Source organism: Paenibacillus sp. TSM33 (assembly GCF_056099025.1).
Genome location: NZ_JBLZXB010000010.1, coordinates 1,409,200 through 1,433,970, shown reverse-complemented (window position 1 = coordinate 1,433,970; position 24,771 = coordinate 1,409,200). Strand labels below are relative to the sequence as shown.

Here is a 24,771-nt window from a genome sequence, read left to right as displayed (position 1 = left end):
GTTCGTTTAGCTGTTTACTGAAATAAACTCCAGTAAAATGGTTTTGTCCACACTAGCCAGCGGGATCGTCAGACGATCACCGTTTTTCAGTTCAAGACCATTGCCTGTGTCTACAGCACGCCCAGATTTTTCAATCGTAATCTCTGGGGTGCTACGCACCACGATGCGATCCTGATTCGCTGGCGTGAACACGACCTTATCGGTTCCGGCAAATTCCGGCGCCAGTTGCAGCAACTGGTGTAAATTAAATTTGCCCCGGAAGGTATTCAGCTTCTTATACTGCGGGTATGTCTTTTCGCCAGTATTCTCGTCCCGGATTTCCAGTACGATCTGGCCGACAAAGCCACGATTGGCTTTTTTAACAGCCTTCCAGATGAAATATGCCGCTACCAGCAGGACGAGCAGTCCCACCCCTAAAAGAATGAATGGCAGTAGCTTAGACTTTTCAGCAGGTGTCGCAGGCTGGGTTGTGCCAGTATTCGTACCACTCGCCGCCCCAGCTTTGGCGCTGATGGTTACGGGCTGCGTTTCACGATAAAAGCTCTTCTCCTCTGCTCTGACGGTTAGTTCATAGTCATGCTCATCTGGAATCGTATAAGAGCCGGTAAAAGCATCCCCTGCGTTAGTTAGGGGCACTTCATTCGTTGTACCCGTATCAAGGTCTTTGACCTTCAGGACAGCATTCATATTCGCATACAATTCCTGATCCTGATACTGCTGGTTATTGCTCGTCAGATAGGAACGAATCTGTACCGTGTCACCTTTTTTGTATGATTTCGCAGGCGGTGCGTCCAGCTTCAATTCCAAATCATAGTTAAATACCAGATTAATATCAATCTTATCCTGCTGCACTCCCTTGACTTGAAGCTTCCAGTCGCCAGCCACAGGCTTGAGCAATTTAATCAACGAGTAGCTTTTGGACTTGGACAGCAGTACATCGCTCGAAGGGATCGGCTTCGTATTGCCTGACGGGTCTATTAATCTCGCGTCCACCGGTTTCGAGGACATAATTGAAATGTTGGCTTCCAGCACGCTATCGTTTGGTACGGTTACTGTAACGTCCTGATAGTCGCCGTTGGCCGTAATAGACTGCAAGGGCACCACTTTCAATTTCAAATTGCTGGCGAAAATTTCACTCAAAATGTTCGGCAGATCGTCCGCCGAGCTTGTAATAAAGGACTTGCCGCCCGTTTGCTGCGCGATGTCGGCGAGTTTATTCTTATTTAGTTTTCCATTTGCATTCAAACCGATGGTATAGATCGGCACACCGCTTTTTTTAGCCTCGGCTACAGCCTGCGCCATATCCTGAGCGGATTGGCTTTCAGTTCGACCTGTCGTCTTATTAAAATCGTTGTTACCATCAGCTAACATAACGATCATAGGCGCATGTCCGGCTGTTTTGCCATCCTGCAAAATACGGATCGCTTCCTTGACACCTACGGAGGTGTCAGTATACGCTCCCCGGTTCAACCCGTCAATAAACGTCTTCAGTTCCTGTTTATCCGCTTCGGATGAAATATTAAGCAAGGCTTTCTCGCGCTGTACGACATCCGTATACGCTACAATCCCAACCTTGTCATTTTGCGTTGACAACATATCAATGAACATTTTCATGGCTTCATTGCCAATTTTCCCAGGATCACTGGTGTTCATCGAATTACTTACATCGACTACCAGCACCGCATCCACTTTAGAAGCTGAGGGTGAAGCGGCATGCGCCGTCTGTGGCTGCCAGGCCGAAATTGAGGCCATGATCATTGTACATATGATTCCGATGACCAAAAACCATTTTCTGTCTCTACTAAACATCGCTTGTACCCCTTTGCCGATTAATTCTCATTCTAAATTACAGTTGTACTCCACTACTATTAAATTATAATGAGTTTTACATGAGCGCTAGCTGAAAATTCTGCCCGAGCGGCCTGAATGCGACCAAAAAGCCTATTATATCGCGAGGTTTTACCAATATCCTGCAGTAATGATATAATTATACCCCAACAAGGGCAATCGGGCACCAGCCTTCTCCTTTATACGACAAAAATAACCCTAGCGAAACCCACTCATGTAAAACAGTAAAATAAAAAATCTAAGCAGAAAGAGGAAGTACACTATGATCTCATACGGATGTTTGGCGATTATGTTTCTTTTTGTCGCCATTAAATCACTAATTTACTATATACATAAAAAACGCGCCCCGTCGATTACACAAATCGACACCGAGCTTCTCGCACTGCTGAACCGGAGAAGTGAGCGCAATGAATAGTTCCAAGCAGGCTGTGCAATTTCGCCCCTTTACCCGCACAGAGCATGCCTTCCAAAAGCTGAGAGTCTGTAAGCGTTGCGGACAATTCACCGCCCTTTGGGAAGAGAAATGTACAGCATGTGGTCGGGATACGCTGGTTCCTGTAGAGCAATATGCTAAACTCAGAGCCAAACGCTATTTTCATAAAGACCTTGCTGTCGGTATTGCGTTGCTGGCTGCTTCTATCTTTTTCGCTCACTCGTCACAGCAAATGCTACTGTGCGGTATCGTCGGTGCGCTTCTCCTCCTGCCCTTGGTCCTTCTACAGCACCGCATTGTTCTTTATGAACAGCGTAGGCAGCTTATACGCCTATTCAGAGGCCGTATAGGACAGATCCAGGAAGGATTGGACGTGAATCATAAAAATGCGGTTGCCCTGCGGCAGCTCAGTGAGCGAGTCTGTTATGAAATGCTACGCGAGATTTCCATACTCATTCACAATGATCGGATAAGACTCCAGCAGGTCGCTCTGCTGCAATCTTTTGTTCTCCGCAAAGATATGGAATTAACGCTCGATCCTCTTCTGATCAAAAGCTTTGAACCCCTTATGGTCAGATACATTGGAGAGGTTGCTAGACTGAATCGCGAGCTGATTAAGGACCGTACATTCCGATATGTGGTTTTTTATGAGCGTCGTATTTTGGAAATGGCCGGGGGCGAAGATATTCTCGTTCGCGTAGCCAGCGCTGCAATCCGTAAAAAACGCTACGTAGTCACCCATGCCGCTTTCATCTCCAGATATGTTCGGAAGCTTCCAAAGGAACGAATCCAACGTTTATATCATATCATTCAGGAGAATCCGTTAGAACCCTTTGGAGATTTAGCCGATGAAGTGAAGATCATGTACCTGATGGAGCAGTATAAAAGCTGACTGCCATAATGCCCTTTTATATATGACGTATCCCAATCAATGAATCACTGCAATGAATCAGCAAAAAAACGTCAGGATCGCCAAGGGGAACGGGACTGCCCCCAAACATGAGACAAATCAAAACACCTTCAAGAGACTCAAGCCATGTGTCGTAAGATATGGAGATAACCTTGGAGGTGTTTTTACGTTAGCAACGAGAGTGAGTTACCCCTTAGAAATAAAGATAAAAGCGATTGAAATGAGAATTAGCAGGAGTTCCGGTAAGAGAGGTTATGGAGCAGTTGGGAATACGGAATAAGACACAGAAAAAACATGTATGAGGTGGTATCGAACAGGCGTAGTGCATCGTCTAGAGCAGCAAAATGGACCTAGTAAAAAAGTACAAGGAACTGGAAAGGAGGCGGAACCAGAAGTTCCCGTTGCTTGGATTGAGTCCATTCGAGACGAAGTGACGGTGTCTGAGGCTTGTACATGGCTCGGGATCGCAAGAGCGACCTACTACCGCTGGAAAGCAGCCGTGGAGACAGAGCGCACAGAAGCTGTGCCGGAAAAAATCAGTGAGCTTTGCATCCGTTCCCTCGCGCTTCGAACTTGAACCAGCAACCACACCCCCGCGAGAAAAGCCACTCCGATAAAAAAGAACTTCAAATATTGCTCAATGATGCTGAACATATATGGCCACTGCTCCCCGAAGAAATAGCCGATAAACTGCCGGACTCCAGGAATGAAGAAGCTGACCAGCAGCAAATGGGCCCCCGTATTTGTCATAGTAGCGGTGCGTCTTCTCGACCAACTCCTGCTTGAGGAAGAGCCAACGCCCGTACGCTCTGATCACATGCATACCTGCCTTGTAGCCAATCACGTACGTGATGGTGACCTTATAATCGATCCCGTCAGGGCCATCGCAATAGCCGACAGCCCATGAAGTACATCTTTAGAGGCTAAGAAATCGGTATGGGTCAAGGTGCTGTTGCCCGGCGGAACAGAGAGCGCCATGAAGTCCAGCGGCAAGCCGATGAGCAAGACCAGGTATCCATATTCGTGAATAATTGTTCAACTACCCCGATCAGGTCCATGCGCCTTCTCCCTCTTGTGCTGCAAAGTCCCGCCAGCCGAGACAAGCTTATTTTGCGGCAAAATCAAATAAAAAAGTGCAAGAACCGCCAGTAAAGCAGCGCTGAGGCTAATGGCAGCAGTATTCGTATACTGGCTGGCTATCCATCCCCCGATGACCGGGCCAATCATAATACCGAGCCCTTCAATCCCGGAGAGTACTCCCCACCCGGTCCCCTTCTGATCCTCCGGAACAAGGTATGACAGCACCGCATTCCAGGCCGGAAGCACGGCTGAGTAAGACAATCCCAGCATAAAGGCAAACAGCATCGTTAATGCAGGCGGCGGCATGGATACGATTAACAGAGCCAATACGACCGTAAGCGATACGAAACCGGCGAACAGCATTTGCTTGTGCCCCCATCGATCGGCCAGCTTCCCCATCGGGACAAGAAACAGCATCGCGCCGGCCCCGCCTAATATGAGCATTAGCGAATATTGCGGCTGGCTCAGACCGAGATGGTCAGCGGCAAAACCGGGCAGTATCGGCAGCAGCAGTCCCGCGGCGGTCATCTGCAGAACCATGCCTGGCAGCAGCCATTTCAGCTGAACGAGTCTTCTTCGCAGTCCTGCCGCTTGTTCGGCAAAGCTGACGTTTTGGAGACGCAAGGAGGTTGTTCTGTTAATCCCGAACGATGCGATGCAGCCGACGGCGAGCAGCGCAACCATCAGCCGGAAGGCAGGTTCGAAGCCATAATTGAAGGTGAGATTGATTGTGACCGGCCCCAGACCGATGCAGGCCAGCCACACAGTGTATATCGCCCCAATCTGGGCCGCCCGCTCCGTCAGCCGGATTTTCTCCAGACAAATCAGCCATATAGGCGACGCCCCCATCCCAAGCATCACGGAACCGGCAACAAGCCCCCAGGCATACGGACTAAAGAACACGACGTCTAGTCCGGACAGCATCAGGACGAAAGTGGTGGGCAGCAGCCAGCGCAGCGAAAACCTGTCCAGCAAATATCCAGCCACACATTTAATCAGCGTATCGGCTGTATAATGAAGCGAGACGGCAAGACCGACCAAAGCAACGGTTTGCCCCGACTCGTTAACGGCAAAGTTCGGCAGAAACGAGAACAAGAAAGCGCTTCGGACAAACTCTGTGCAAAAAAGCACCGTGAACAGCGTCAGAGTAGAAAGCTTGAATGCACTCCTCCCGCTCATCATATTCCACCCCTTCTTAAGGGACTTGCCTCAGGAAACAAATGCCGGACAATATGGTCCGCAGACGTTTTCTGCCTTACTGCGAGCAGCCCGTTCATCATCGACTGCTTGATCGGCTCAGAGGAGATCATCGCTTGTATCTGCAACACCAGATCATGAATCGTAAAGGCCACGACTGCTGCTCCTTTGCGCTGCAAGTACAGGGCATTTTCCTTCTCCTGCCCCAGAAACGGATTTAGGATGAAAATCGGAACCCCGATCTGAATCGTCTCGGATAGTGTAACGCCTCCCGCTTTCGTGATGACGCAGCAGGCGCTGCTCATCAGAACATGCAATTGATCGGTGAAGCCGAATACATCCACTCTTGCATCATCCGCCCAACTCTCCGCAAGCCTCCGTCTCCATCCTTCCTGCCGGCTGCAAATCACTTGAATGCGGACGCCTGACAAGAGCAGTAGCTTCCCGATGAGCTTCGATAGCGAATGCAATGTGCCGCAGACGTTAGCCATAAGTAGAATCACATGCTCATCTGCTTCTTTAACGAAGCCGGAACCGATCATTGCCGTATTATAAAATGACTCCCTGACCGGAATCCCGGTCACGGTAATACGACTCTCGGGGACGCTCTGCCTGACCATAGCCTCTTTCACGTCACTGGTAGGGACAAAATAATGATCCGGCTTGGCGAACAGCCATCTTCGGTGAACGTCAAAGTCCGTTATGACAACCGCAGTCCGGGGACGGATCGCAGATAATGCCTCGCAACTTGGCAAGCTGCCGAACGGGAATGTATAAATGATGACTTCCGGCTGGTACTGGAGGATGATTTTCTTGAGCCTGTCGCCGCCAAGACTGTTCATCCAGGCTGCGATCTTTCCCTTCATGGGAAGCTGGTTGGTCAGATGGTAGGTCCATCCGTAATAGGGAATGCCCAGGCTGGCTGCATACAGGCTTTGCCGGTACAGATAGCGGATTATTTTGTTCAGTACAGGATAAGCTTCCCGGAACAAGTCGACAACCGCCACCTGGCTATAACCATTGCGAATCAAGCTTTGCTGCAACACCTTGGACACCTGATGATGACCTTCTCCGTAATCGGCCGTTAAAATTAAAATTTGCGGTTCCTGTCCCACTATTGTCACCTCATTTCACTTGTCAAGCCATTTCATCCAGACGAACGAATTGCAAGTTGCGTCCCTGTAATTGATGCAGTACTTCCTCCAGAGCCCGAAGCATAAAATATGGCGCGTGACGGTCCGCTCCCGGCGAATCTCCGCTGTCATGCAGCAAAATAACAGATCCGTCCGTAATTCCGTTCAGCAGCGTTGCCTTCAGCTTTTTGCGGCAGCTTCTGCTGCGCCAGTCCCCCGCCTTCAAGGACCAGAGTACGATGCGGTACGATTTGGGATGAAAGAAATCGAAAGCGTTCATGAGCCCCCACGGCGGGCGATAGTGATCCGGCCTTTTTCCAATTATGGATTCAATAATATCTGCGGTTCGTTTCATATGATCACGCCGCACCGTCCAGGGAAGCATCAGCCAATTGGAGATGTGATTGTAATTGTGGATTCCAATCTGATGACCTTCACGGTCCATTCTTCTGATCAGATCTGGGTGCAGTTCCGCCTGCGAGCCAAGCACGAAGAATGTGGCCTTCACTTGATAATCCTGCAATAAATCCAATAATTTCGGTGTATACCTCGGATGCGGCCCGTCGTCGAACGTGAACGCTACCTGGTTCTTGGTGGTTCCCTTACGAAAGGCTCCAAATCTGATGATTCGTGGCAGAAAACTTGGAATTAACATATACAGACTGATGAAGCCTATGAGCCCAATCAACAAATATTTAACAAGCAACGTCTTTATCCCCCTTAGTGAAAATTAAGCTTAAGCATACTGCTGCAAGGAGCAAACCCATCTTTCTTCCTGTGTATCGTTCTGCATGCTCAGAATTTGCATGACCGCATGTCTGGCGGAATCCTGCTGTCTGCACAGCCCTGCTTTCTCCCTCATTTCTTCCAATAGGGAAGGCTGTTGAACCAGCCGCTGAAGCTGATCCTGCAAATTGTCAATCTGACATAGATAAGCTACTCCCGCTTGAATCAAATAATCGGCATTATCCTTTTCCTGCCCCAGCCGTGGCTCTAGCAGCAGCATGGGAAGCTGAAGCGCCAGCGCTTCGGAGGTCGTCAGTCCGCCCGGCTTGGTAATCAACACGTCTGCGGACGCCATCCATTCATGGATTCCCTCCAGGAAGCCTGTCAGTATGACGTTATCCCTGTCTCCCAACGCTTCATGCAGGCGGTACAGCAGCTTCACATTGCGTCCGCATACAATGACAAATTGCACGTTAGGGGGAAAAGAGTCAGATTGCATTTGCTCGATGAAGGATTTATCGATAATCCCGCAGCCGCCGCCCATCACCAGCACGACAAAGGCGTCAAGATCCAAGGCCAGCTTCTCGCGCAGCCGGTCTTTATTGTCATGCTGACTGTAGGATGGGCGAACAGGGATGCCCGTTACAGCGATTTTGTGGTCAGCAACGCCTTTTCTTTGCAGAGCTACACGCACGCCTTCAGAACCAACCAGATACAGATCCGTAGACGGATGTATCCAATAGCTGTGATCGGAATGGTCGGTAATGACCGTTGCCGCAGGCAGATCCGTCATCCCTTTTTCCTTAAGCAAGGAAATGGCGGCTGATGCCAGCGGGAACGTGCTGACAATCAACGTCGGCTGTTCCTCATTCAGAAGTTTGAGCAGCCGCTGCAGGCTGGTCGTGAGAAAATGCTTCAAGAAGAAAGTAAGTGTACTGTCCGTCCGGGTCTTCTGATACATATATCCGTATGAGGAAGGAAAAAGCTTCACCCATTGCAGGAAGCAATACCGTTCAACCACATGCATGCGGGGATGGATCCATTGCATGAAGTCGACCACCTCTACTCCCTGTTTGTACAGCACCGATGCCTCCAAAATCGCCTTGGCCGCCTGCATATGTCCATCCCCGAGCGTGCCGGACAGAATCAGCAGCTTTTCCCGTTTCATGCTATTCATCAACAAACGCCTCCCTCGTGAAATTTAACTATGCATGAACAAAACAACCAGCACCGCCGTTAGGAATCCGACCATCCCACCAGCCACACAATCGATCGGATAGTGATAGCCCCAATAAACCCGGGATATGGCCACCAACAAAGCGAGACCAATCAAGACAAGCATAATTGCCGGCGATGAGGCCAACATAAAAGGTGTAACCAGGGCGAAAATAGCGGTAGTATGGCCGGATGGAAAGGAATAATCCTTCAACGGGAATTTGCCTACCTTCACCTGCTCCAGCTTGCGGAAAGGCCGGTCTCTGCGCACCTTTCTCTTGATCAGGACAGCAACGATATGGCTAACGGCCAGTGCGATCAAGCTTTGCAGCCCAATTCTGCTGAACTCCCCCTCGGCGAACCATGCCAAGGACACTGCGCAAATGATGGTAAACAAAGCTCCGCCCAAATGGGTAATCCATCCGAACAATCGGTCCAGGGTCCGACTGCTCAGCCGATGGTTGCACCAGAAGAACACCGTTTGATCAATTCGCCTTATCCACTGCATCCTGCTTTCCGCCTCCATTCCCTGTTTTTTCGATTGGCTGATGCTCATTCCTTATCTTCCTCCACTCAGACAGCTTCCGTATCAAGAACCATATTGCCGCAATCGCTACACCAACGCCCACCAGCGTAATCGTGAGAACTTTGCTCACCATATTTTCTGCCGCGCGGCCATATATATAGAAGAGAAAACCGACTACATAAAACTTCACCGCCCGGCCAATGGCCGCATAGCTAAGCAGCTTCCATAACGGATAATTCATGCATCCAGATAAAATCGTAAATATTTTAAACGGGATCGGAGTGAACGATCCGATCAGGATTGCGGCCTCGCCGCGGCGGGCAAATAAGTCGCTTGCCGAATCCAGCCATTTTTTCTTCATTACACCGCCCATAACATGCTTTCCCGACACCTTGCCGATCCCATAACCGATCGGTGTCCCAAGCAGACTTCCTACAAAGCCAACCGTAGCGAGCCATAAAGCCGACTCCGGTTGCACCGCGCTTAAAGAAAGCTGCAGGAAGAACGCCGGGATGGGGAAAATAATCGCATCGAGCATAGCGTGAATGAAAAGTCCCATCGCTCCGAAGTTCTGTAAAAATTCCATAATTTTATCCATGAATGCCTATCCCGCCTTTGTTACAGAGCATGATGAAAAATAGGTTACCTCCGGGCGATATGGGTTTCCACTCGCTGTGTTCCAACTCCATACCGCCCTCCAAGAACTTACTCACCACGCTCTTAGTTTCTTTTGTTTTAATTAATTGGAGCTTGATTTGGGTAGACATAACTCCTTTGAAACGGACTGTTTCTTCACCGTCATAAATCGGTTCCTCAGCGAGCTGCGGGAGTGAATCAGCATCATCGGTATCAATTTTTCGGTCTTGCGGCCAATCCGCTTCTTGCCTTCAGGGTGCATGACGGATAACAATAATCGTAGATAAGCCGTTGTAATGCGTTGGAGCAGGTCGGACTTCATCGGTTGTTGTTCGAAACCAAGACCATGTATCAAACCACGATGAAGCAGCGTAATGCCGACTAACGCCTTCACCTCTCTGAACTCCGGCTGACTTGCGAATGCCTCGCTGATCTGCTGCATGGATTTCCGTGTAAGCCGGGCCGCCACGAGCGCTGCGCGGTCTGAGTCTTCGGATTTGATCAGCGTCAGAATCGTTTCATTATTGAGATGGAGTTCCCCGACCAGATCGCCTTTACCGATGATGGTGGAGTCCGCACAGACGATGCTCTCCCCTCGGTGTTTCTTAATCATGACTTTGCAAATTCCAAAGTGCGATGTATGCGAGCCGCGAAAGCGTGAAATCCACTCGAACCCTCTTTCCCACACCATCCAGGCCGCCTGCATTGAAGATTTGCGTAAATGAAGCAACATTGATCCAACCATCCCTCATTCTTATTTTAATCGACAAATTTTATTAAAATTGTCAAACTGAAATGATATTTCTATGTGAATCTTGTCGATATTGGCAGCTTTATCGATAGCTTGATAAGTTGCCGTCTGCCCCTCTGCGTGGACAGTTCCATCAGCCAGTGTACCCGCCAATATAGCTATCAAAGTAAGTACCACTCCTTTTCGAATGGTGAATGATTTCATAACGCAATCGCTCCAATATTTTAGAATGTTGTTCTGCTTTACCCCTTCACCTTACCTCCGATATTGCTAAATCGAACAGTGATAAAACCGCCAAGCTTTTGATGACATCGTACTTGGACCTGTCACATATACCGCATGACAAACTGTAAACTGTCTTATATGACGTGCTTGCTAAGCTACGTTCTAACTGCTGTTAGCCCACCCTCTTTCGCTTGACGGATTGGAAAGTTATATTGCGTGATAAGTCTGAAACATTCGAAAATTGATTTGCAAAAAAATATAAGAAGGCGTGCGTAATTTGTGTTCTCGATAATGAAAAAAAAGGTTCTGGTATGATCGGATACTTGTGGCCATACGAACGCTTTGGCTAGTCATGATCGCGAGCGCTGGTTTTGTCGATCCGTCATTGACCGTTGTGTCGCTTTGGGCTGTACTTTCTCTTGCTTTGGTCGTTTATCTCGTTCCATTAATCATCCTCTATAGGAAAGAAGACTGGTATTCTCACAATCGAAGTCACAGTAATGGGTTTTTTATCTTTATTTAGCCTACGCAGCCCCAGATTGCTTTGGTCTTTTGTTTTACTCGTGATAACTATCGGCTTGACGAGCAGTCGAAGAACCTATGTGTGGACAGCTATCCTTAGCGGAATCGTATTCCCGGTATTGAACGGTTGGATTGCTGCTCGTCTCCCGTATGAATTTATCGCTAGCTGATCTATACCGACAGATTGAGTCAAATTTCGGATCAACTTGCTGATTTTAACTTCCTTGGTACAGCCGAGGACGGGCGCGAAGCATTAGAATATTGTGATCGCTCCCAACCAGATATCGTGCTAATGGATATTCGTATGCAGGGAATGGACGGGATTGAAGCTCTACTTGAGATGAAACAACGATGGCCTAATATGGAGGTTGTGTTCATGACAACATTTAAGGATTCCTGGCGGGCAGCAACTGCATTGGAACGCGGGGCAGAAGACTACATCTGAAGTCGATTCATCCGCGGAAGATGAATGAAGCCTTGAAACTTATTTATAATGGAGGAACCTGGATCGACCAATCAGTCGCTACGCGAGTTTTCGAAGAGATGAAGCGTCAACGTGAGCAGTTGGAGAACATCGGATCAAGTCAGGGAAACTACCCGTACGGGCTTACAAAACGCGAGATGGAGATTCTGGAGCATCTGTCGAGCGGACTGCGCTACAAATCGATCGCCGCCAAGATATTTTTATCGGAGGGAACGATCCGCAATTACTGCTCGATTCTCTACTCGAAACTCGGCGTCAACAACCGCAAAGAAGCAATAGAAATGGCGCGAATGAAGAATATCGTGTAGCTGATAAATTTCCCGATGGTACTCACGATATAGGGGTCACATTCAGTTTTTGCTTCTTGTGCTTCCTGATTCCCTTGCTCTTCGGCTTCTCAGACTCGGCGGTAAACAATCTTTTGGCGGGAGTGGTAAAGAAGTCGATAGTAGAGCTCGACCGGCCGAATATAAAATACGCCGTCGTTATGTCCCTCGTGCATCTTATCTATTTTGAAGTCGTTTTATTCTGAATGCGGACATATGTGCCTCGATTGCATGAAACGACGGTTAATTATAGCAGAAACCGACATCCGCCCTCAGATAAAGGGCGCGATGTCGGCTTTAAACTTAACGGCCAAACTCCTTATCGATTATTTTATTGTGAGCCAGCTCCACTTCCTGACCTACCGAGTTGATGCACGTTACCAAAATATGCTGCCCGCCTAAAGATCCGAAGGCTCTCGATTCAAATCCGAAAGTACCGCCGGCATGCCCCCAGTATGATTGCCCGTCAGCTGTTTTTATTTCATAAATCCCTAGTCCGACTTTACCTATAGGTGAATCTACTTTCGTGAACATCTGGTCCATTATCTCTTGATTTAGAAGCTTTCCGCCCAACAGCGAACTAAAGAAGGTGGTCAAATCTTTGGTTGTTGAGACTATATCTCCGGCTGCATTTGCCCATGATTGACTCATTTCTGTTAAATCATACAAATGACCCGATCTGTCCATATTATATCCTGTGGCATGCTTACCTGGAATATTGTGACTATTTTCCATTACAAATGTCCCTGTCATTCCGAGCGGTTCGATCAACCGTTTCCTGATCTGCTCCGCATACGTATCTCCTGTTACCTTCTGAATAATTTGACCGGCTAGTATAGTATTCATGTTCGAATAGTTCCAGCCCTTCCCTGGCGCATATACAGGCGGCTTTGCTAGTCCCATGCTGATAAGCTCGTCGGACGAATAGTAACGGAATGGATTTTGAGGCAAGGTAATATCTCGAAAATCAAGATCAGTATAGCTCGCGAGCCCGCTTGTATGGTTCAATAACTGACGAATCGTAATTTTGTTGCCGTCATACCCATTACCCTTTATGACCCCCGGCAGCCATTTTTCGACCGAATCATCCAGGTTCAATTTTTTCTCCTGAGCCAACTGCAATACAACGGTAGCAGTGAATGTCTTCGTGATGCTTCCAATACGGAATGAAAAATCCGGCTCCACCGGGCGTGGTACTTCGAAACTGGCTGTACCCGTAGCGTAGGACCAGCGTTCCCCGTCCTGTAGCCCACCTGCTACGACACTTGGAACTCTTTTGTTGGTAACTACTTGATCCATGACGCGTTTAACTTCTTCCCGATGCTTTCTTTTCTTTTCTTTCTCGTTGAGTTCTTTTTTGGATTCTTTTGCGAACTCCGACGATAAAATATTGTCGGTGTTGGCAGCTTTATCGATAGCTTGATAAGTTGCCGTCTGCCCCTCTGCGTGGACAGTTCCATCAGCCAGTGTACCCGCCAATATAGCTACCAGAGTAAGTGCCACTCCTTTTCGAATGGTGAATGATTTCATAACGCAATCGCCCCTATTATTTTAGAATGTTGTTCTGCTTTACCCCCTCACCTTACCTCCAATATTGTTAAATCGAACAGTGATAAAACTGCCAAGCTTTTGATGACATCGTACTTGGACCTGTCACATATACCGCATGACAAACTGTCAACTGTCTTATATGACGTGCTTGCTAAGCTACGTTCTAACTGCTGTTAGCCCACCCTCTTTCGCTTGACGGATTGGAAAGTTATATTGCGTGATAAGTCTGAAACATTCGAAAATTGATTTGCAAAAAAATATAAGAAGGCGTGCGTAATTTGTGTTCTCGATAATGAAAAAAAAGGTTCTGGTATGATTGGATACTTGTGGCCATACGAACGCTTTGGCTAGTCATGATCGCAAGCGCTGGTTTTGTCGATCCGTCATTGACCATTATGCCGCTTTGGGTTGTACTTTCTCTTGCTTTCGTCGTTTATCTCGTTCCATTAATCATCCTCTATAGGAAAGAAGACTGGTATCTCACAATCGAAGTCACGGGACTGACCCCATAACGTGAGACACAACAAACACCTTCAAGAGAATCAAGCCATGTCGTAAGATATAGAGATAATCTTGGAGGTGTTTTTACGTTGGCAACGAGAGTGCGTTACCCTTTAGAAATAAAGATCACAAACGGGTTCAGCGGATGATGCAGCGTGATGGCCTACAGTGCCGTGTGAGGATGAAGAAACGAAAATAAATAACCAGTCGCCCGTAGATTTCCGACGACTGGCTATCTAAACTTGAAAGGTGGTTTGATCCCTGTCTCACAAACAGGGGTCAGTCCCAAGGTGCCTCAAGACGGTTTTTTAATATGGATTATGATTACACAGTTGAATCTTTCATTGGCCTTGTAGCTTATGCTGTGCATGCCTCATGGAAGTAAAGTTAAATGCTCGTACTCCCTTGCTATCATACACAATAATCTCTTTATTCAAATACGGGTGTAAACCATTAAAATATCCGGGCATAATCAGTCTGCGCATAAAAAGGTTTTTACCCAGCAGACGGGGTGAATTGGTCGCTACGACAAGCATCTGCTGGGTTGCAGACCATGGACTAGGCTGAATATATGACAAACAGTAATCGCCTACCGTAAAATCGTCACTCCATGCATAGCCGTCCTCGGTACATGCAATTTGAAGATGAGCTTGATACTTCTGAAGCAGCTCATGTCTGGACAAGCCTGAAGTGATACAAATCACGTTGCTATCAGCCAGCTCTTTCTCTGAAATATCTTTAGAAGAGACCACGGGATAATGAACACCAATGTACGGATTCCAGGTTGCTGTCCGCGGGCTGGCCAAGGCGTTCGCCGTTCGTTTCACCGCCTGCTCTTCCTCTGGTGTAGCATAGCTGGATGGAAGAACGATGTGAAGTCGATCCATATAAACGTCAAGTACACCCATACCATGACTCACACCATTTCTTACCACGCTTTGCAAACCCGCAATACTCTTAGCTGCATCCGCATTTTTGGTGGAGTTTTCACTGCTCTCTCCCTCCCGTTCAGCAATCAAACGGTATTCGGGTGAGGGGCGTTTGTGTGAGTGTGTTTTAACAAAGCGAAAGCGGCTGTATTCTCGTAAATCCAGCATGAAAATGCGGGCTCCGATACGAACCTGAGCGAGTTCCAGGGACATGTCCTCTTGTGAGAGATGAATCACAAATTCTTCGGCATGAACAGCCTCAATATCCAATTCACCAGTGGAGCTCATTTCGCCATACAGCTCCGCATATTCCTCGTTTTCATCCATGCGCGTCAATTCCAGCCAGTAAGCCCGATTATGTCTGCCTCGTTCCGTCCGGTAGACAACACGCTGAGGTACGACATCTTTTTTCCATTGCATAAGCCAACCCAGTATGCCGTCCAAAAGTCTTAATTCATGCGTATCCCAATGATTAGACTGCCTCTCTACCACACCTTTAAAATGGTTCGATGAAAGCTCGGTTACAGGAGCTGTGTAGGCTTGGGCAAACAAGTAATCCTGGTCACCACATACATCCAATATTGGCATATTGATCAAATTTTTCAGATGCTTGGGGTGTGGCGTCCCTGAGATTACCGCAATAGCTGCAAACCGAGAAGGATAAGCCTGTGCCATCGCCCAGGCAGCATATGCGCCGTTCGAATACCCCGTTAGATAGATACGTTCTTCGTCCACTCGGTACGCTTGCAGTATGACATCTAGTCCCTCCAAAAAAGCTGCTTCTCCAATATAACTGCCCAGCGTAACGCCACGACACGAAAAAGTAACAAATATAGCTTCGTCTTCCCAGCCCTGCCCAAAACCTCTATTCTGAAAATCTGGTAGCCCCAGCTCATATCGCTTGCCAGGCATTAGAACGATCAGAGGATACCGTCGCCCAGCCGTGTAGTTGCTGGGAAGCTGAATGGTGTAGCGTTGCAAACTATTGTCCAAACGTGAGACAAAAAAACCTTCACCAATGCCGTCAGCCGTCAAAAAAATATGTTCTTTCTGAAGTAACGTTGGGTGCTGTGACTGTTCGGTAAATCCATATATAAAAATTTGTTTTAATAGCTTGATATATTCACGCACAACCCGGGAATCCCAGATTTCAAAAGGATCTTCCGGCAAATCCGTTAATCTTTTTAATTCCTCAAGCAGGCCCTCTATTTGTATTTTCTGCGCAGAAGGAAGTTCATCTTTAGCACAGGCTTGCATGTAATGGTCATACTCTTCCTGTAAGCCCTCCACGACGACTGACAAAGGCCGCACAAGTACTGAATACACAAAATGATGCTCTACAGCCTCATGATCCTGGTAGGTAACGGTGAAGTGCAGCATTCCCGTATTCCCAGCCTTCTCCTCATCCCAAGCATAGCTTTGCTCCTGCTCCCAATGGGCTGGAAACCGATCCAGCTTCATGCCCTCATCATTCGTTACCTCGACCGACAACGTTTGATCTGAGGGAAGAAGTATTCGATCCTTACGCAGCAAATAAAATAAGATCGGGCTGTTTTCTCCTTCCCTACCAGCACTTTGCTCAACCTCTAGCCAAGCCATATGATTACGTATATTACGCTCTACGAATTCACGATGCAGTTCTATCACATCTGGTTCATCGCATACCTGACTTCCACTGATACGAATAGAGCGGGCCTCATCAGGAATAAAGGCAGCAATGATAACGACCGTGTGATCACCTTCCTCCAGATATAAGCGAAAGGGACCGGATTCTGCATATACCAGTGTGCCGTCTATCCAAATTTGTCCGGTTCCTTCAAACGGTCTGAAAATCACTTCCTGTGCTGTCATGCAACGTAGATTTGAAACTAGCAAAAGTCTTTCTTGTTCAGCCAAAGGCGGAAAAACACCTAGATTCAGTTCAGAGGTTCGAGGATCAAGCTCGGTCAATAATCGACACGCTGCCCTTCCTCCTGCTGAAAGCTCGATTCCATCTTCACCACAAGCCTTTTCCAAATTCCATTCCTCATGCGTAAAATGACTCGACCAATCCCTGCCCACACCGCAATTTTCCGGAAGCTCGACTGGACCGACTGCATAAGCAGACGCCAGACGTACCGGATGATCCGACAGCACAGTAGTTGCTTTTTCCAGATGTGTGAACCTCATAACATTCCCCCTCCAGGTTTTTGTTTCCTCAGAGACGTAGCCGCGTTATATTCCGTTTAACATTCAATTGAACTATATAAAACTATTCGTTATCACATCAGCGTACTCCTCTGTGTTTTCCAAAAAAGAAGCTAATTCTCACAACAAAAAAAGAGGCAGCTTCTGCCACCTCTTTGGATCATTATGCTTATTTGCTTACAATGCTGACTGCAAGTCCTCGATCAAATCCTCCAGATCTTCAATCCCAACTGAAATCCGTACCAAGCCTTCTGTAATACCTAGCTCTGCACGACGTTCTGCTGGAATGGAGGCGTGCGTCATACGTGCCGGAACGCTAATCAGACTTTCAACCGCCCCTAGGCTCTCAGCCAGTGTAAAATACTTCACTTTTTTCAGGAGGGCAACCGCGTTGGCATCGCTACCTACATCAAAGGAAATGATGCCGCCAAAGCCTTCTGCTTGAGTTTTGGACAGCTCGTGCTGTGCATGGCTTTCCAACCCAGGGTAGTACACCTTACTAACCTTCGGATGCTTTTCCAAAAAGGCTGCAATTTCCTTTGCATTTTTCTCGATTGCTTCCATACGCAGACCCAAGGTTTTGATACCGCGGATCAATAACCAGGAATCCTGCGGGCCAAGAATGCCGCCAATGGCGTTTTGCAGAAAATGAAGCTGCTCGCCCAGCTCTTCACTGTTGACTACAGCCAGACCGGCTACAACATCGCTGTGTCCACCCAAATATTTGGTTGCCGAGTGAACGACGATATCAGCCCCGAGTGTAATTGGCGTCTGCCAGTAAGGGGTAGCAAATGTATTGTCCACAATCAACAAAAGCTCATGCTTCTTCACCAGCTCTGAAACTGCGCGAATATCAGTAACTTTCAACAGCGGGTTTGTTGGTGTTTCGACATACAATGCCTTCGTATTGGGACGAATTGCTTGGGAAATAGCCTCCAGATCAGTTGTATCCACAAATGTGGACTCAATCCCGATCCGACTAAGCACCTTGCTTACAATACGATAAGTGCCCCCGTATACATCATCGGTCAGCAAAATATGATCCCCTGCTTTAAACAAGGAAAATACCGCATGAATCGCTGCCATACCGGAACCGAAAGCAAAACCACGTTTGCCTTCCTCCAGTTCCTTGATCAGCTCTTCCAGTGCAAACCGGGTCGGATTGCCTGTACGTGAATATTCGTATCCCTTATGAACGCCGATTTCCTCTTGCTCATAAGTACTTACCTGATAAATAGGAACGTTAACCGCGCCAGTATGAGGATCGGTAGGGAGTCCACCGTGAATCAGTTTTGTTTTGCGTCTCATTTTTATATCCCGCCTTCATATATTTTTTTGCTCAGATAACGTTCACTGCTATCTGGGAAAATGGTGACAATATGTGCACCATCCGGTGCGCTCTCTGCTTCCAGTAAAGCAGCGTGCAGGGCTGAACCGGAGGAACTGCCCACGAGAATACCCTCACGTTCCGCCAGTTCCTTGACGCGGTTGAATGCGTCCACATCGCTTATGGTATGAATGGCATTAAAATAGCCTTTGTCCACAAACTCAGGGATTAATTCCATGCCGATCCCTTCTGTTTTATGAGGGCCTGACTCGCCACCATTCAGAATGGACCCTTCAGGCTCTACGATGACGGTTTTAATGGCTGCATTTTGCTCCTTAAGATAACGCGAGGTTCCCATAAATGTGCCCCCTGAGCCTGCTCCAGCCACAAATACGTCCACTTTACCATCCAGATCGTTCCAAATTTCAGGTCCCATTGTCGTATAATAAGCCTCTGGATTATCAGGATTGCTAAATTGCTGTGGCAAGTATGCATCTTTGATCTCTGCAGCCAATTGCTTTGTTTTTTCAATGGCTCCCTTCATCCCCTCACTTGTCGGGGTATGAACGATACGTGCTCCCAATGCCTTCATCAAGTCCTGCTTCTCCTGGCTGAACTTCTCAGGCACAGCAAAAATAACCGAGATATTATAATGAAGCGCGGCCATCGCAAGACCAATACCTGCATTGCCTGCTGTTGCTTCTATTAAAGTCCCGCCCGGCTTCAACTGGCCTGTCTTTAACGCTTTTTCAATTAGAGCCTTTCCCACTCGGTCCTTTACACTACCGCCAGGGTTCATAAACTCCAACTTGGCGAACAGGCGAATTCCTCTAGGTAGAGAATAGCTATTCAGTTCCACTAATGGCGTGCGCCCAATGAGTTCAAGGGTATTGCGATATACATTCATAATTTCAAGCTCCTTTTAATAGCGAATCCAAAATAAACCAACGGTCAAAAATCAGCGCCCATTGTCGGAGAAATTCGCTGTCTTCTCCGAAAAACATAGTAATGCGGTAAGTATTGATGCAATAAGATTTTATGTGTATTTGAAGCTTTTGTCAAATGGACCAGTCACAACACCCACACCCTTGATATCCTGCCTCGATATGATGGAGAATAATCTCTCAAAATACCCATTTCTAACATAGGAGGATGCCATCTATGGGTAAGCAATGCTTAAAGATAGCTGCCGTATATTTTGCCCTCAGTGCGCTGCTCAGTGCAATCATTGGCGTGTCAGGCGATTATAGCCTGTCCCCTATTCAGTCTCATATCCATTTACTGGGTTGGACGACTCTTGGGATCATAGGTCTAATCTATGTGGTCTTTCCTGCACTTTCAGTTACGATCCTGGCACGTATCCATTTTTGGATACATAATATTAGTTTGCCAGTGTTGATATTGGCAATCATAGGTAAAAATTACGCGATTGCAGAGGCTGGAGGGTGGGTCGTCATAGGATGGGTGGTATTCGCGGCGGGTATTATGCTGTTTATGGTGAATGTGTGGGACAGACTTCGTTAGAGCACATAAGTTTCTTCACTGGTCATAGAAAAAGAAGCCTGGTCATTGCCAAGGCTCCTTAATATTCTCATTATAGGTTGCAGTATATAGCTGTGCTAGCTAAGTGCCCTTACTGTTAATTTACTGCTCCATCCTGTACATGTTCTTTACAGAAGTTTTCAACTGCTTGCAGCTCATCCTCTTCAAGTTCAAGCTCAATGTAACGATCCGTTGCTTTTTCAAATAATTCATACTTCAGCAGTCTTGTCTTTCCTTCGTCTACTAAATAAAGAGCACGGATATATATTCCGTTTTCAGTGTATAGCTCGTCGTCTTCCTCTACCTCTATCTCAATGATAAATTCATAACGCTGTCCACTCAAAATACCAAAAGCATCTTTAATTTGATCTACTGTATATGCTGTAAAATTCAACATGTTTTAATTCCCTCCGGATTTCCTTCAATTACGGTGCATTCTACGCCCGCAGGCAGTAGTTGTTCAACTTGTGTGCGTACTTCTGGACGATTCAAATCCTGACCCATGATCGAGATCCAGCCCTGATCATTACGCGAGCGAATTAAACGCCCTATCCCCTGTCTAAGCCTAAGTGCCATGTGAGGCATATCTATCTCATTGAACGGATCTGCTGCATCCTTGCGCAAAGCCGTAAAAACCGGATCGTTCGGAGGAAATGGCAGCGACCAGATGATAACATGTGACAGGGATGGTCCAGGGATGTCCAATCCTTCCCATAATGTAACAGCGCACAGCACACTTTCCTCATCATTCTGAAAAGCGGAGATCAGATGGCTGATTTCAGCCGAACCTTCATACAGAAAACGATAGGCAGATGCCTCTGGGTAAGCAGCGAGCCCCCTTTGGAAGGCAGTCAATTCCTCCTGAGAAGGAAACAGGATAAGCGCTCTTCCCTGCGATTTCTTCAGTAGCGTCAGCGCTCTCTGGATTGGATTATGTTCCGGTTGCAGCGGGTACAATGCCGCTTGCATCTGATCACTGTAGTCATAAGGTGAAGCGACGGAAAACGTTAACGGGTTTTCAATACCCAGACTCTGCGCCATATAGTCAAATGAACCCTCCACGGAAAGTGTAGCCGAAGAGAATACGATTGGAATATGCTGCGCAAATACTCGTTCTTTGAGAATCTCTTTTACCATCTTCGGCATAACCACAAGCGTTAATCCATCCTGGTCCTCCGTCACCCACGAGATGAGAAGTTCAGGACGCTTAAACAAAGCCAAAGCAGTTTGAATCATTTCCAAATGTTCTTCTACAATTTTGACTTGATACTCATCCAGAGAGAATAACCCGCTTTCAAACACAAGCTCTTCCTCGATCGTGCCGATCAGTTCACCAAAACGGTTCACCTCCCGAATCAACGATTCATTCAGGATAAACTCCTTGCGATTAGACCCCTGTACTGGCTGACTGTTCTTATTGAGCCCGGCGAACAATGCCTCGCTTTGGGAGATTGCATCTTCGATCGTCATGGCCAGTGATTCCCGCACTTCCCCCTCTAGCAGTCGGGTAATAATAGACTCAAATTGAGTGTGCTTAAGCTTGTAAGTAAGCGCATTTTGTGCCGCTGTCTCCAGCAAATGCCCTTCATCAAAAACAACAGAGCTGTGCTCTGGCAACAACGGCAGCTGACCCTCGCGCTTTCTCGCTTCGTAGGTCCATACATGCTCCATGTAAAAGTCGTGAGAGCAGATGACCAGATCTGCCGCTTTGCGGTAATGATCACGAGACAACGTCTGTCCGCAACGATGGCGCTGATGACAAACGAGACAGTCTTGAAATACATCCCATCCCAGTCTGCTCCACTGTCCATCTGTTAGCTCGGGATACTCTTTCCGGTTCCCGTATGGAGTGAAGGACTGTAACGTATCTGGAAAATGAACAAAATCAGGCAGACCCTGATAAATATCGCGGAAAACATCCGCGTCCTCATCCAGTCCGCTTCGCCCCTCATCCAGCTTGTTCAGGCAAATATATTGATCCGGTGACTTCCCCAATCGGGCATCAATCGTCAAGCTTAAATGCCGTGCCAGCTTGGCGATATCTCCTTCTGGCTTCACCAGTTGTTCAATCAATGATTCATCCGCACAGGCGATAATCGCCGGTTTTCTCATGTATCGGGCATATGCAATAGCGTACAGCAGGTATACCAGCGTTTTGCCAGTGCCTACACCTGCTTCTGCAAAAATGGTCTTTTTTTCCTTATAGGCACGTTCCAACTGGAATGCCATATAAATTTGTTCATCCCGAACCTCAAAGCCGACTTCAGGCAAAACTTCATAAAATACATCTGCAATCCAGTCACTTGCCTGCTCAATAAACGGCTTGGACGGATCAAAGGCAAAAGGGTAAGTAGTCAATCGGGCTGTGCCTCCAATTCGTTCATAATGTGCATCCTTTCATTATAACTCAAAATAAGCTAAAAAGAACATGTAAACTGTAAGAACAACTTACATTTTTTATTTTGTTACAATGGAATTTTTTCATGACATAACGAAATAGCAAGGAAACCAGCCAATGCTTTCAGGCACTGGCTGGCTTCTTTTTCACTTTTGCTGCATAAAATCTGGAATTTGTTCCAGCAATCGTTCTATTTATTATTCTCTTTATATTACAAAATATTCCCTTTTCTGCAACGACAATTCCCTTAATTCGTGATATTAGAAGCCACTGGTGGCAAGGGCGAGTCATGCTCATATCGTCGCAATTCTTTTTTATTTACAACCAAGGTGCTGGCACATAAATCGTGCACTCCTTGTTTTTTTGCCGTAAAAGCAACCACAATATAAATAATATGAACAAGAATAAAAGAAATGACTTTAATCCAGTACCGTCCGGACGCGTGTAAGAATCCTAGGCGGTTTCCTTTGCTGTTAACTATAACTAGAGAAAACACAAGCTTCCCCGGTGTAGCCTGTACTTTCGATGATTCCCAAAAACCACAATATAGCCATGGTAGCACCAGCCAAAGAATCAGCGGCATCCAAATAAAAAATTCTAGTATGAAACCCGTCTTCTCTATATTCAGAAGAACTGGAATTATGGAAAATGTCCCCCCAACTAAAAGGACTATGGCAAAGAGAATGACCAGATCAATCACAAACGCTACCGTTCTCACCCAAAATCCTCCATAAATCTTTCTTACCCTATCACTTGTTACTGTCATAATGATGCATAACTCCTTTGTATTCGTTAAAATCCATTTTATTCCTTTATCCAAGAAGATATCATAGGCTCAACTCCCTAAATTGTCAATTTACAAAGAAACGCTCATAAACAAGTAAAAGGACCTATTTTCATGCATCAAGATGAAAATTTTCATTTGTAATTAAGAGCTTATATACCATGATCTTCATCTGTTTAGGCACGAAAAAATGCCGCTATGGCTCTTATCTACCTATATGTAGTACTTTGGCATCGAATTAAAATCAGCCTTTTCACGCATAAAAAAACAGCGTATGTGTAAATGGGTTTACACATACGCTGCCTCACTATTTATTATATCGATTTGACAAGCAACAACTCAGCTCGAATGAGCTTGTTCCTGACCATCTTACTCACTATATTTTTTGCCCTCTACACTAAACAAACCTTCCTCACCACGCAGCTTTGCCAATGCTTCGACAAAGAAGTAATCACCGTAGATAATGGGCACATTGATGTGTCTTTGCTCAGGATAATGTACGGTTCCGTTCATCAGCAATCCCTCATGTTCTTCGCCCCATGCCGTACATGTGTGATGCAAGCCTTGGAGGATGGATTCTGCAGCTTTTGTAAATTGCTCTGCACGTGCCGAATATTTTGCTAGTTCCAGCAAACCGCTAGCTGCAATGGCCGCAGCTGACGAATCCCATGCTTCGCGGTGTCCTTCTTCTGCTCTAAAGTCCCATACAGGCAGGCAAGCATCGCCCAACTGGGACAGGAAAAAGTCAGCCGTGTTCTCGGCCACCTTTAAATAACGCGGATCGCGTGTGTATCCATACGAAAGCGTAAAACCGTACAAAGCCCAAGACGTGCCACGTGCCCAGGCGGAACCGGGAGCAAATCCCTGTCCGCCATGCTCAGCGACCTTTTTTCCAATCTCCGGATCGAACTCAACCACATGCGCAATGGAGCCGTCCGAACGAACGAACTCACGTGCCACGGTATCTGCATGCTGGACAGCGAGAGCCGCAAAGCGTGGATCTCCACTTTCCTCCGAGGCCCAATAGAGCAAGGGTAAATTCATCATACTGTCTATAATCGCAACACCCCGTGTATCCATATCCTTCGAGTGGAAGTTCCACGCGCGAATAAAGCGGCCATTTACGTTAAAACGGGCAGCCAGCAATTTAGCAGCCAATAACCCCCGTCTTCTTGACTCTGAATCTCCAGTCAACCGATGGGCGGCCACACCGCTGAGCAGCCAAATAAAACCGAGATCATGGTCTACAGCTTCGCTATTGTAGAGTATTTTTTCCAACCGGGCCTCACACCGTTGTGCAATTTTGGCAGACTCCCAATCAGGACGTGCCCGATGGGCCAGCCATAGCAGTCCCGGATAAAAGCCTGCTGTCCACCACGCTTCCTCACGATTATCATAACGTCCACCCTCTGCAACATGTGGAAAGGCGTCCCCCAGTCTTGCCGCCAAGGCAAGCGTTTTATCCAATGCCAGCTCCCACGATTGCTCCATCCACGCTTCTGATTTTGTCATTCCTTTTTCCCTCTCCCTTTCTACAGGA

General features: G+C 47.1%; 22 protein-coding genes and 2 pseudogenes. 6 read left to right on the top strand and 18 right to left on the bottom strand.

The window, feature by feature from the left end; genetic code table 11:
• Nucleotides 1–6: 6 nt before the first annotated feature.
• On the bottom strand, nt 7–1,809 hold the full coding sequence (locus tag ACN6NF_RS10660) for a vWA domain-containing protein (protein ID WP_474317477.1): 1,803 nt from the start codon (nt 1,807–1,809) through the stop codon (nt 7–9).
• A gap of 301 nt (nt 1,810–2,110) precedes the next feature.
• Here ACN6NF_RS10660 and ACN6NF_RS10655 point away from each other — a divergent pair, with 301 nt between their 5' ends.
• From ACN6NF_RS10655 to ACN6NF_RS10645, 3 genes are all read left to right on the top strand, one after another.
• On the top strand, nt 2,111–2,263 hold the full coding sequence (locus tag ACN6NF_RS10655; RefSeq protein WP_023988385.1) for a hypothetical protein: 153 nt from the start codon (nt 2,111–2,113) through the stop codon (nt 2,261–2,263).
• The gene (locus ACN6NF_RS10650; RefSeq protein WP_474317474.1) at nt 2,256–3,173 is read left to right on the top strand and encodes a hypothetical protein; all 918 of its coding nucleotides are present in this window, start codon (nt 2,256–2,258) and stop codon (nt 3,171–3,173) included. Before ACN6NF_RS10655 ends, ACN6NF_RS10650 begins: the two co-directional genes overlap by 8 nt.
• Nucleotides 3,174–3,489: 316 nt before the next feature.
• Entirely contained in the window at nt 3,490–3,768 is a 279-nt protein-coding gene (locus ACN6NF_RS10645; RefSeq protein ID WP_474317473.1) for a transposase, read from the top strand.
• A gap of 60 nt (nt 3,769–3,828) precedes the next feature.
• Here the strand turns inward: ACN6NF_RS10645 and ACN6NF_RS10640 are convergent, their stop codons facing one another.
• From ACN6NF_RS10640 to ACN6NF_RS10600, 9 genes are all read right to left on the bottom strand, one after another.
• On the bottom strand, nt 3,829–4,008 hold the full coding sequence (locus ACN6NF_RS10640) for a hypothetical protein (RefSeq protein WP_474317470.1): 180 nt from the start codon (nt 4,006–4,008) through the stop codon (nt 3,829–3,831).
• A 218-nt stretch (nt 4,009–4,226) separates the two neighbouring features.
• Nucleotides 4,227–5,450, bottom strand: coding sequence for an MFS transporter (locus ACN6NF_RS10635; RefSeq protein ID WP_474317467.1), 1,224 nt, complete (start codon nt 5,448–5,450; stop codon nt 4,227–4,229).
• Nucleotides 5,450–6,583, bottom strand: coding sequence for an MGDG synthase family glycosyltransferase (locus tag ACN6NF_RS10630; protein ID WP_474317464.1), 1,134 nt, complete (start codon nt 6,581–6,583; stop codon nt 5,450–5,452). The genes ACN6NF_RS10635 and ACN6NF_RS10630 overlap by 1 nt, the downstream gene beginning before the upstream one ends.
• 22 nt (nt 6,584–6,605) lie before the next feature.
• Nucleotides 6,606–7,307, bottom strand: a complete 702-nt coding sequence (locus ACN6NF_RS10625; RefSeq protein WP_474317461.1) for a polysaccharide deacetylase family protein — start codon at nt 7,305–7,307, stop codon at nt 6,606–6,608.
• Nucleotides 7,308–7,337: 30 nt separating this feature from the next.
• Nucleotides 7,338–8,504: an MGDG synthase family glycosyltransferase gene (locus tag ACN6NF_RS10620; protein WP_474317460.1), complete on the bottom strand. Its 1,167-nt coding sequence runs from the start codon at nt 8,502–8,504 to the stop codon at nt 7,338–7,340.
• Nucleotides 8,505–8,528: 24 nt separating this feature from the next.
• Entirely contained in the window at nt 8,529–9,050 is a 522-nt protein-coding gene (locus ACN6NF_RS10615) for a phosphatase PAP2 family protein (RefSeq protein ID WP_474317457.1), read from the bottom strand.
• Nucleotides 9,028–9,666 carry a YqaA family protein gene (locus tag ACN6NF_RS10610; protein WP_474317455.1) on the bottom strand — a complete coding sequence of 213 codons (639 nt, stop codon included), beginning with the start codon at nt 9,664–9,666 and terminating at the stop codon, nt 9,028–9,030. The genes ACN6NF_RS10615 and ACN6NF_RS10610 overlap by 23 nt, the downstream gene beginning before the upstream one ends.
• A 141-nt stretch (nt 9,667–9,807) precedes the next feature.
• Entirely contained in the window at nt 9,808–10,437 is a 630-nt protein-coding gene (locus tag ACN6NF_RS10605) for a YkoP family protein (protein ID WP_474317454.1), read from the bottom strand.
• Between the two features lie 21 nt (nt 10,438–10,458).
• A complete protein-coding gene (locus ACN6NF_RS10600; RefSeq protein ID WP_474317453.1) occupies nt 10,459–10,659 on the bottom strand; it encodes a hypothetical protein in 201 nt (66 codons plus the stop codon).
• A gap of 521 nt (nt 10,660–11,180) precedes the next feature.
• Here ACN6NF_RS10600 and ACN6NF_RS10595 point away from each other — a divergent pair.
• Nucleotides 11,181–11,372, top strand: coding sequence for a hypothetical protein (locus ACN6NF_RS10595; protein ID WP_474317452.1), 192 nt, complete (start codon nt 11,181–11,183; stop codon nt 11,370–11,372).
• 56 nt (nt 11,373–11,428) lie between these two features.
• A pseudogene (locus ACN6NF_RS10590) lies at nt 11,429–11,994 on the top strand (response regulator); the annotation flags it as partial.
• A gap of 321 nt (nt 11,995–12,315) precedes the next feature.
• On the opposite strand, the pseudogene ACN6NF_RS10585 reads toward ACN6NF_RS10590, so the two are convergent.
• From ACN6NF_RS10585 to ACN6NF_RS10570, 4 genes and pseudogenes are all read right to left on the bottom strand, one after another.
• Nucleotides 12,316–13,407 (bottom strand): annotated as a pseudogene (locus ACN6NF_RS10585) (serine hydrolase domain-containing protein); the annotation flags it as partial.
• A 998-nt stretch (nt 13,408–14,405) separates the two neighbouring features.
• Nucleotides 14,406–17,162, bottom strand: a complete 2,757-nt coding sequence (locus tag ACN6NF_RS10580; protein ID WP_474317449.1) for a PHB depolymerase family esterase — start codon at nt 17,160–17,162, stop codon at nt 14,406–14,408.
• A gap of 195 nt (nt 17,163–17,357) precedes the next feature.
• Entirely contained in the window at nt 17,358–18,488 is a 1,131-nt protein-coding gene (locus tag ACN6NF_RS10575; RefSeq protein WP_474317446.1) for a bifunctional cystathionine gamma-lyase/homocysteine desulfhydrase, read from the bottom strand.
• 2 nt (nt 18,489–18,490) lie between these two features.
• Nucleotides 18,491–19,414 carry a PLP-dependent cysteine synthase family protein gene (locus tag ACN6NF_RS10570; protein WP_063212712.1) on the bottom strand — a complete coding sequence of 308 codons (924 nt, stop codon included), beginning with the start codon at nt 19,412–19,414 and terminating at the stop codon, nt 18,491–18,493.
• 254 nt (nt 19,415–19,668) lie between these two features.
• On the opposite strand from ACN6NF_RS10570, the gene ACN6NF_RS10565 reads away from it, so the two are divergent.
• Nucleotides 19,669–20,031, top strand: a complete 363-nt coding sequence (locus ACN6NF_RS10565) for a hypothetical protein (protein ID WP_474317443.1) — start codon at nt 19,669–19,671, stop codon at nt 20,029–20,031.
• A 115-nt stretch (nt 20,032–20,146) separates the two neighbouring features.
• Here the strand turns inward: ACN6NF_RS10565 and ACN6NF_RS10560 are convergent, their stop codons facing one another.
• The 4 genes from ACN6NF_RS10560 to ACN6NF_RS10545 form a co-directional block, all read right to left on the bottom strand.
• A complete protein-coding gene (locus tag ACN6NF_RS10560; RefSeq protein WP_474317441.1) occupies nt 20,147–20,446 on the bottom strand; it encodes a DUF6509 family protein in 300 nt (99 codons plus the stop codon).
• Complete coding sequence (locus ACN6NF_RS10555) at nt 20,440–22,407, bottom strand: ATP-dependent DNA helicase (protein ID WP_474317440.1); 1,968 nt, start codon at nt 22,405–22,407, stop codon at nt 20,440–20,442. The genes ACN6NF_RS10560 and ACN6NF_RS10555 overlap by 7 nt, the downstream gene beginning before the upstream one ends.
• Nucleotides 22,408–22,694: 287 nt before the next feature.
• Nucleotides 22,695–23,213, bottom strand: a complete 519-nt coding sequence (locus tag ACN6NF_RS10550) for an RDD family protein (RefSeq protein ID WP_474317439.1) — start codon at nt 23,211–23,213, stop codon at nt 22,695–22,697.
• 387 nt (nt 23,214–23,600) lie between these two features.
• Entirely contained in the window at nt 23,601–24,743 is a 1,143-nt protein-coding gene (locus ACN6NF_RS10545) for a glycoside hydrolase family 88 protein (RefSeq protein WP_474317437.1), read from the bottom strand.
• Nucleotides 24,744–24,771: the final 28 nt, after the last annotated feature.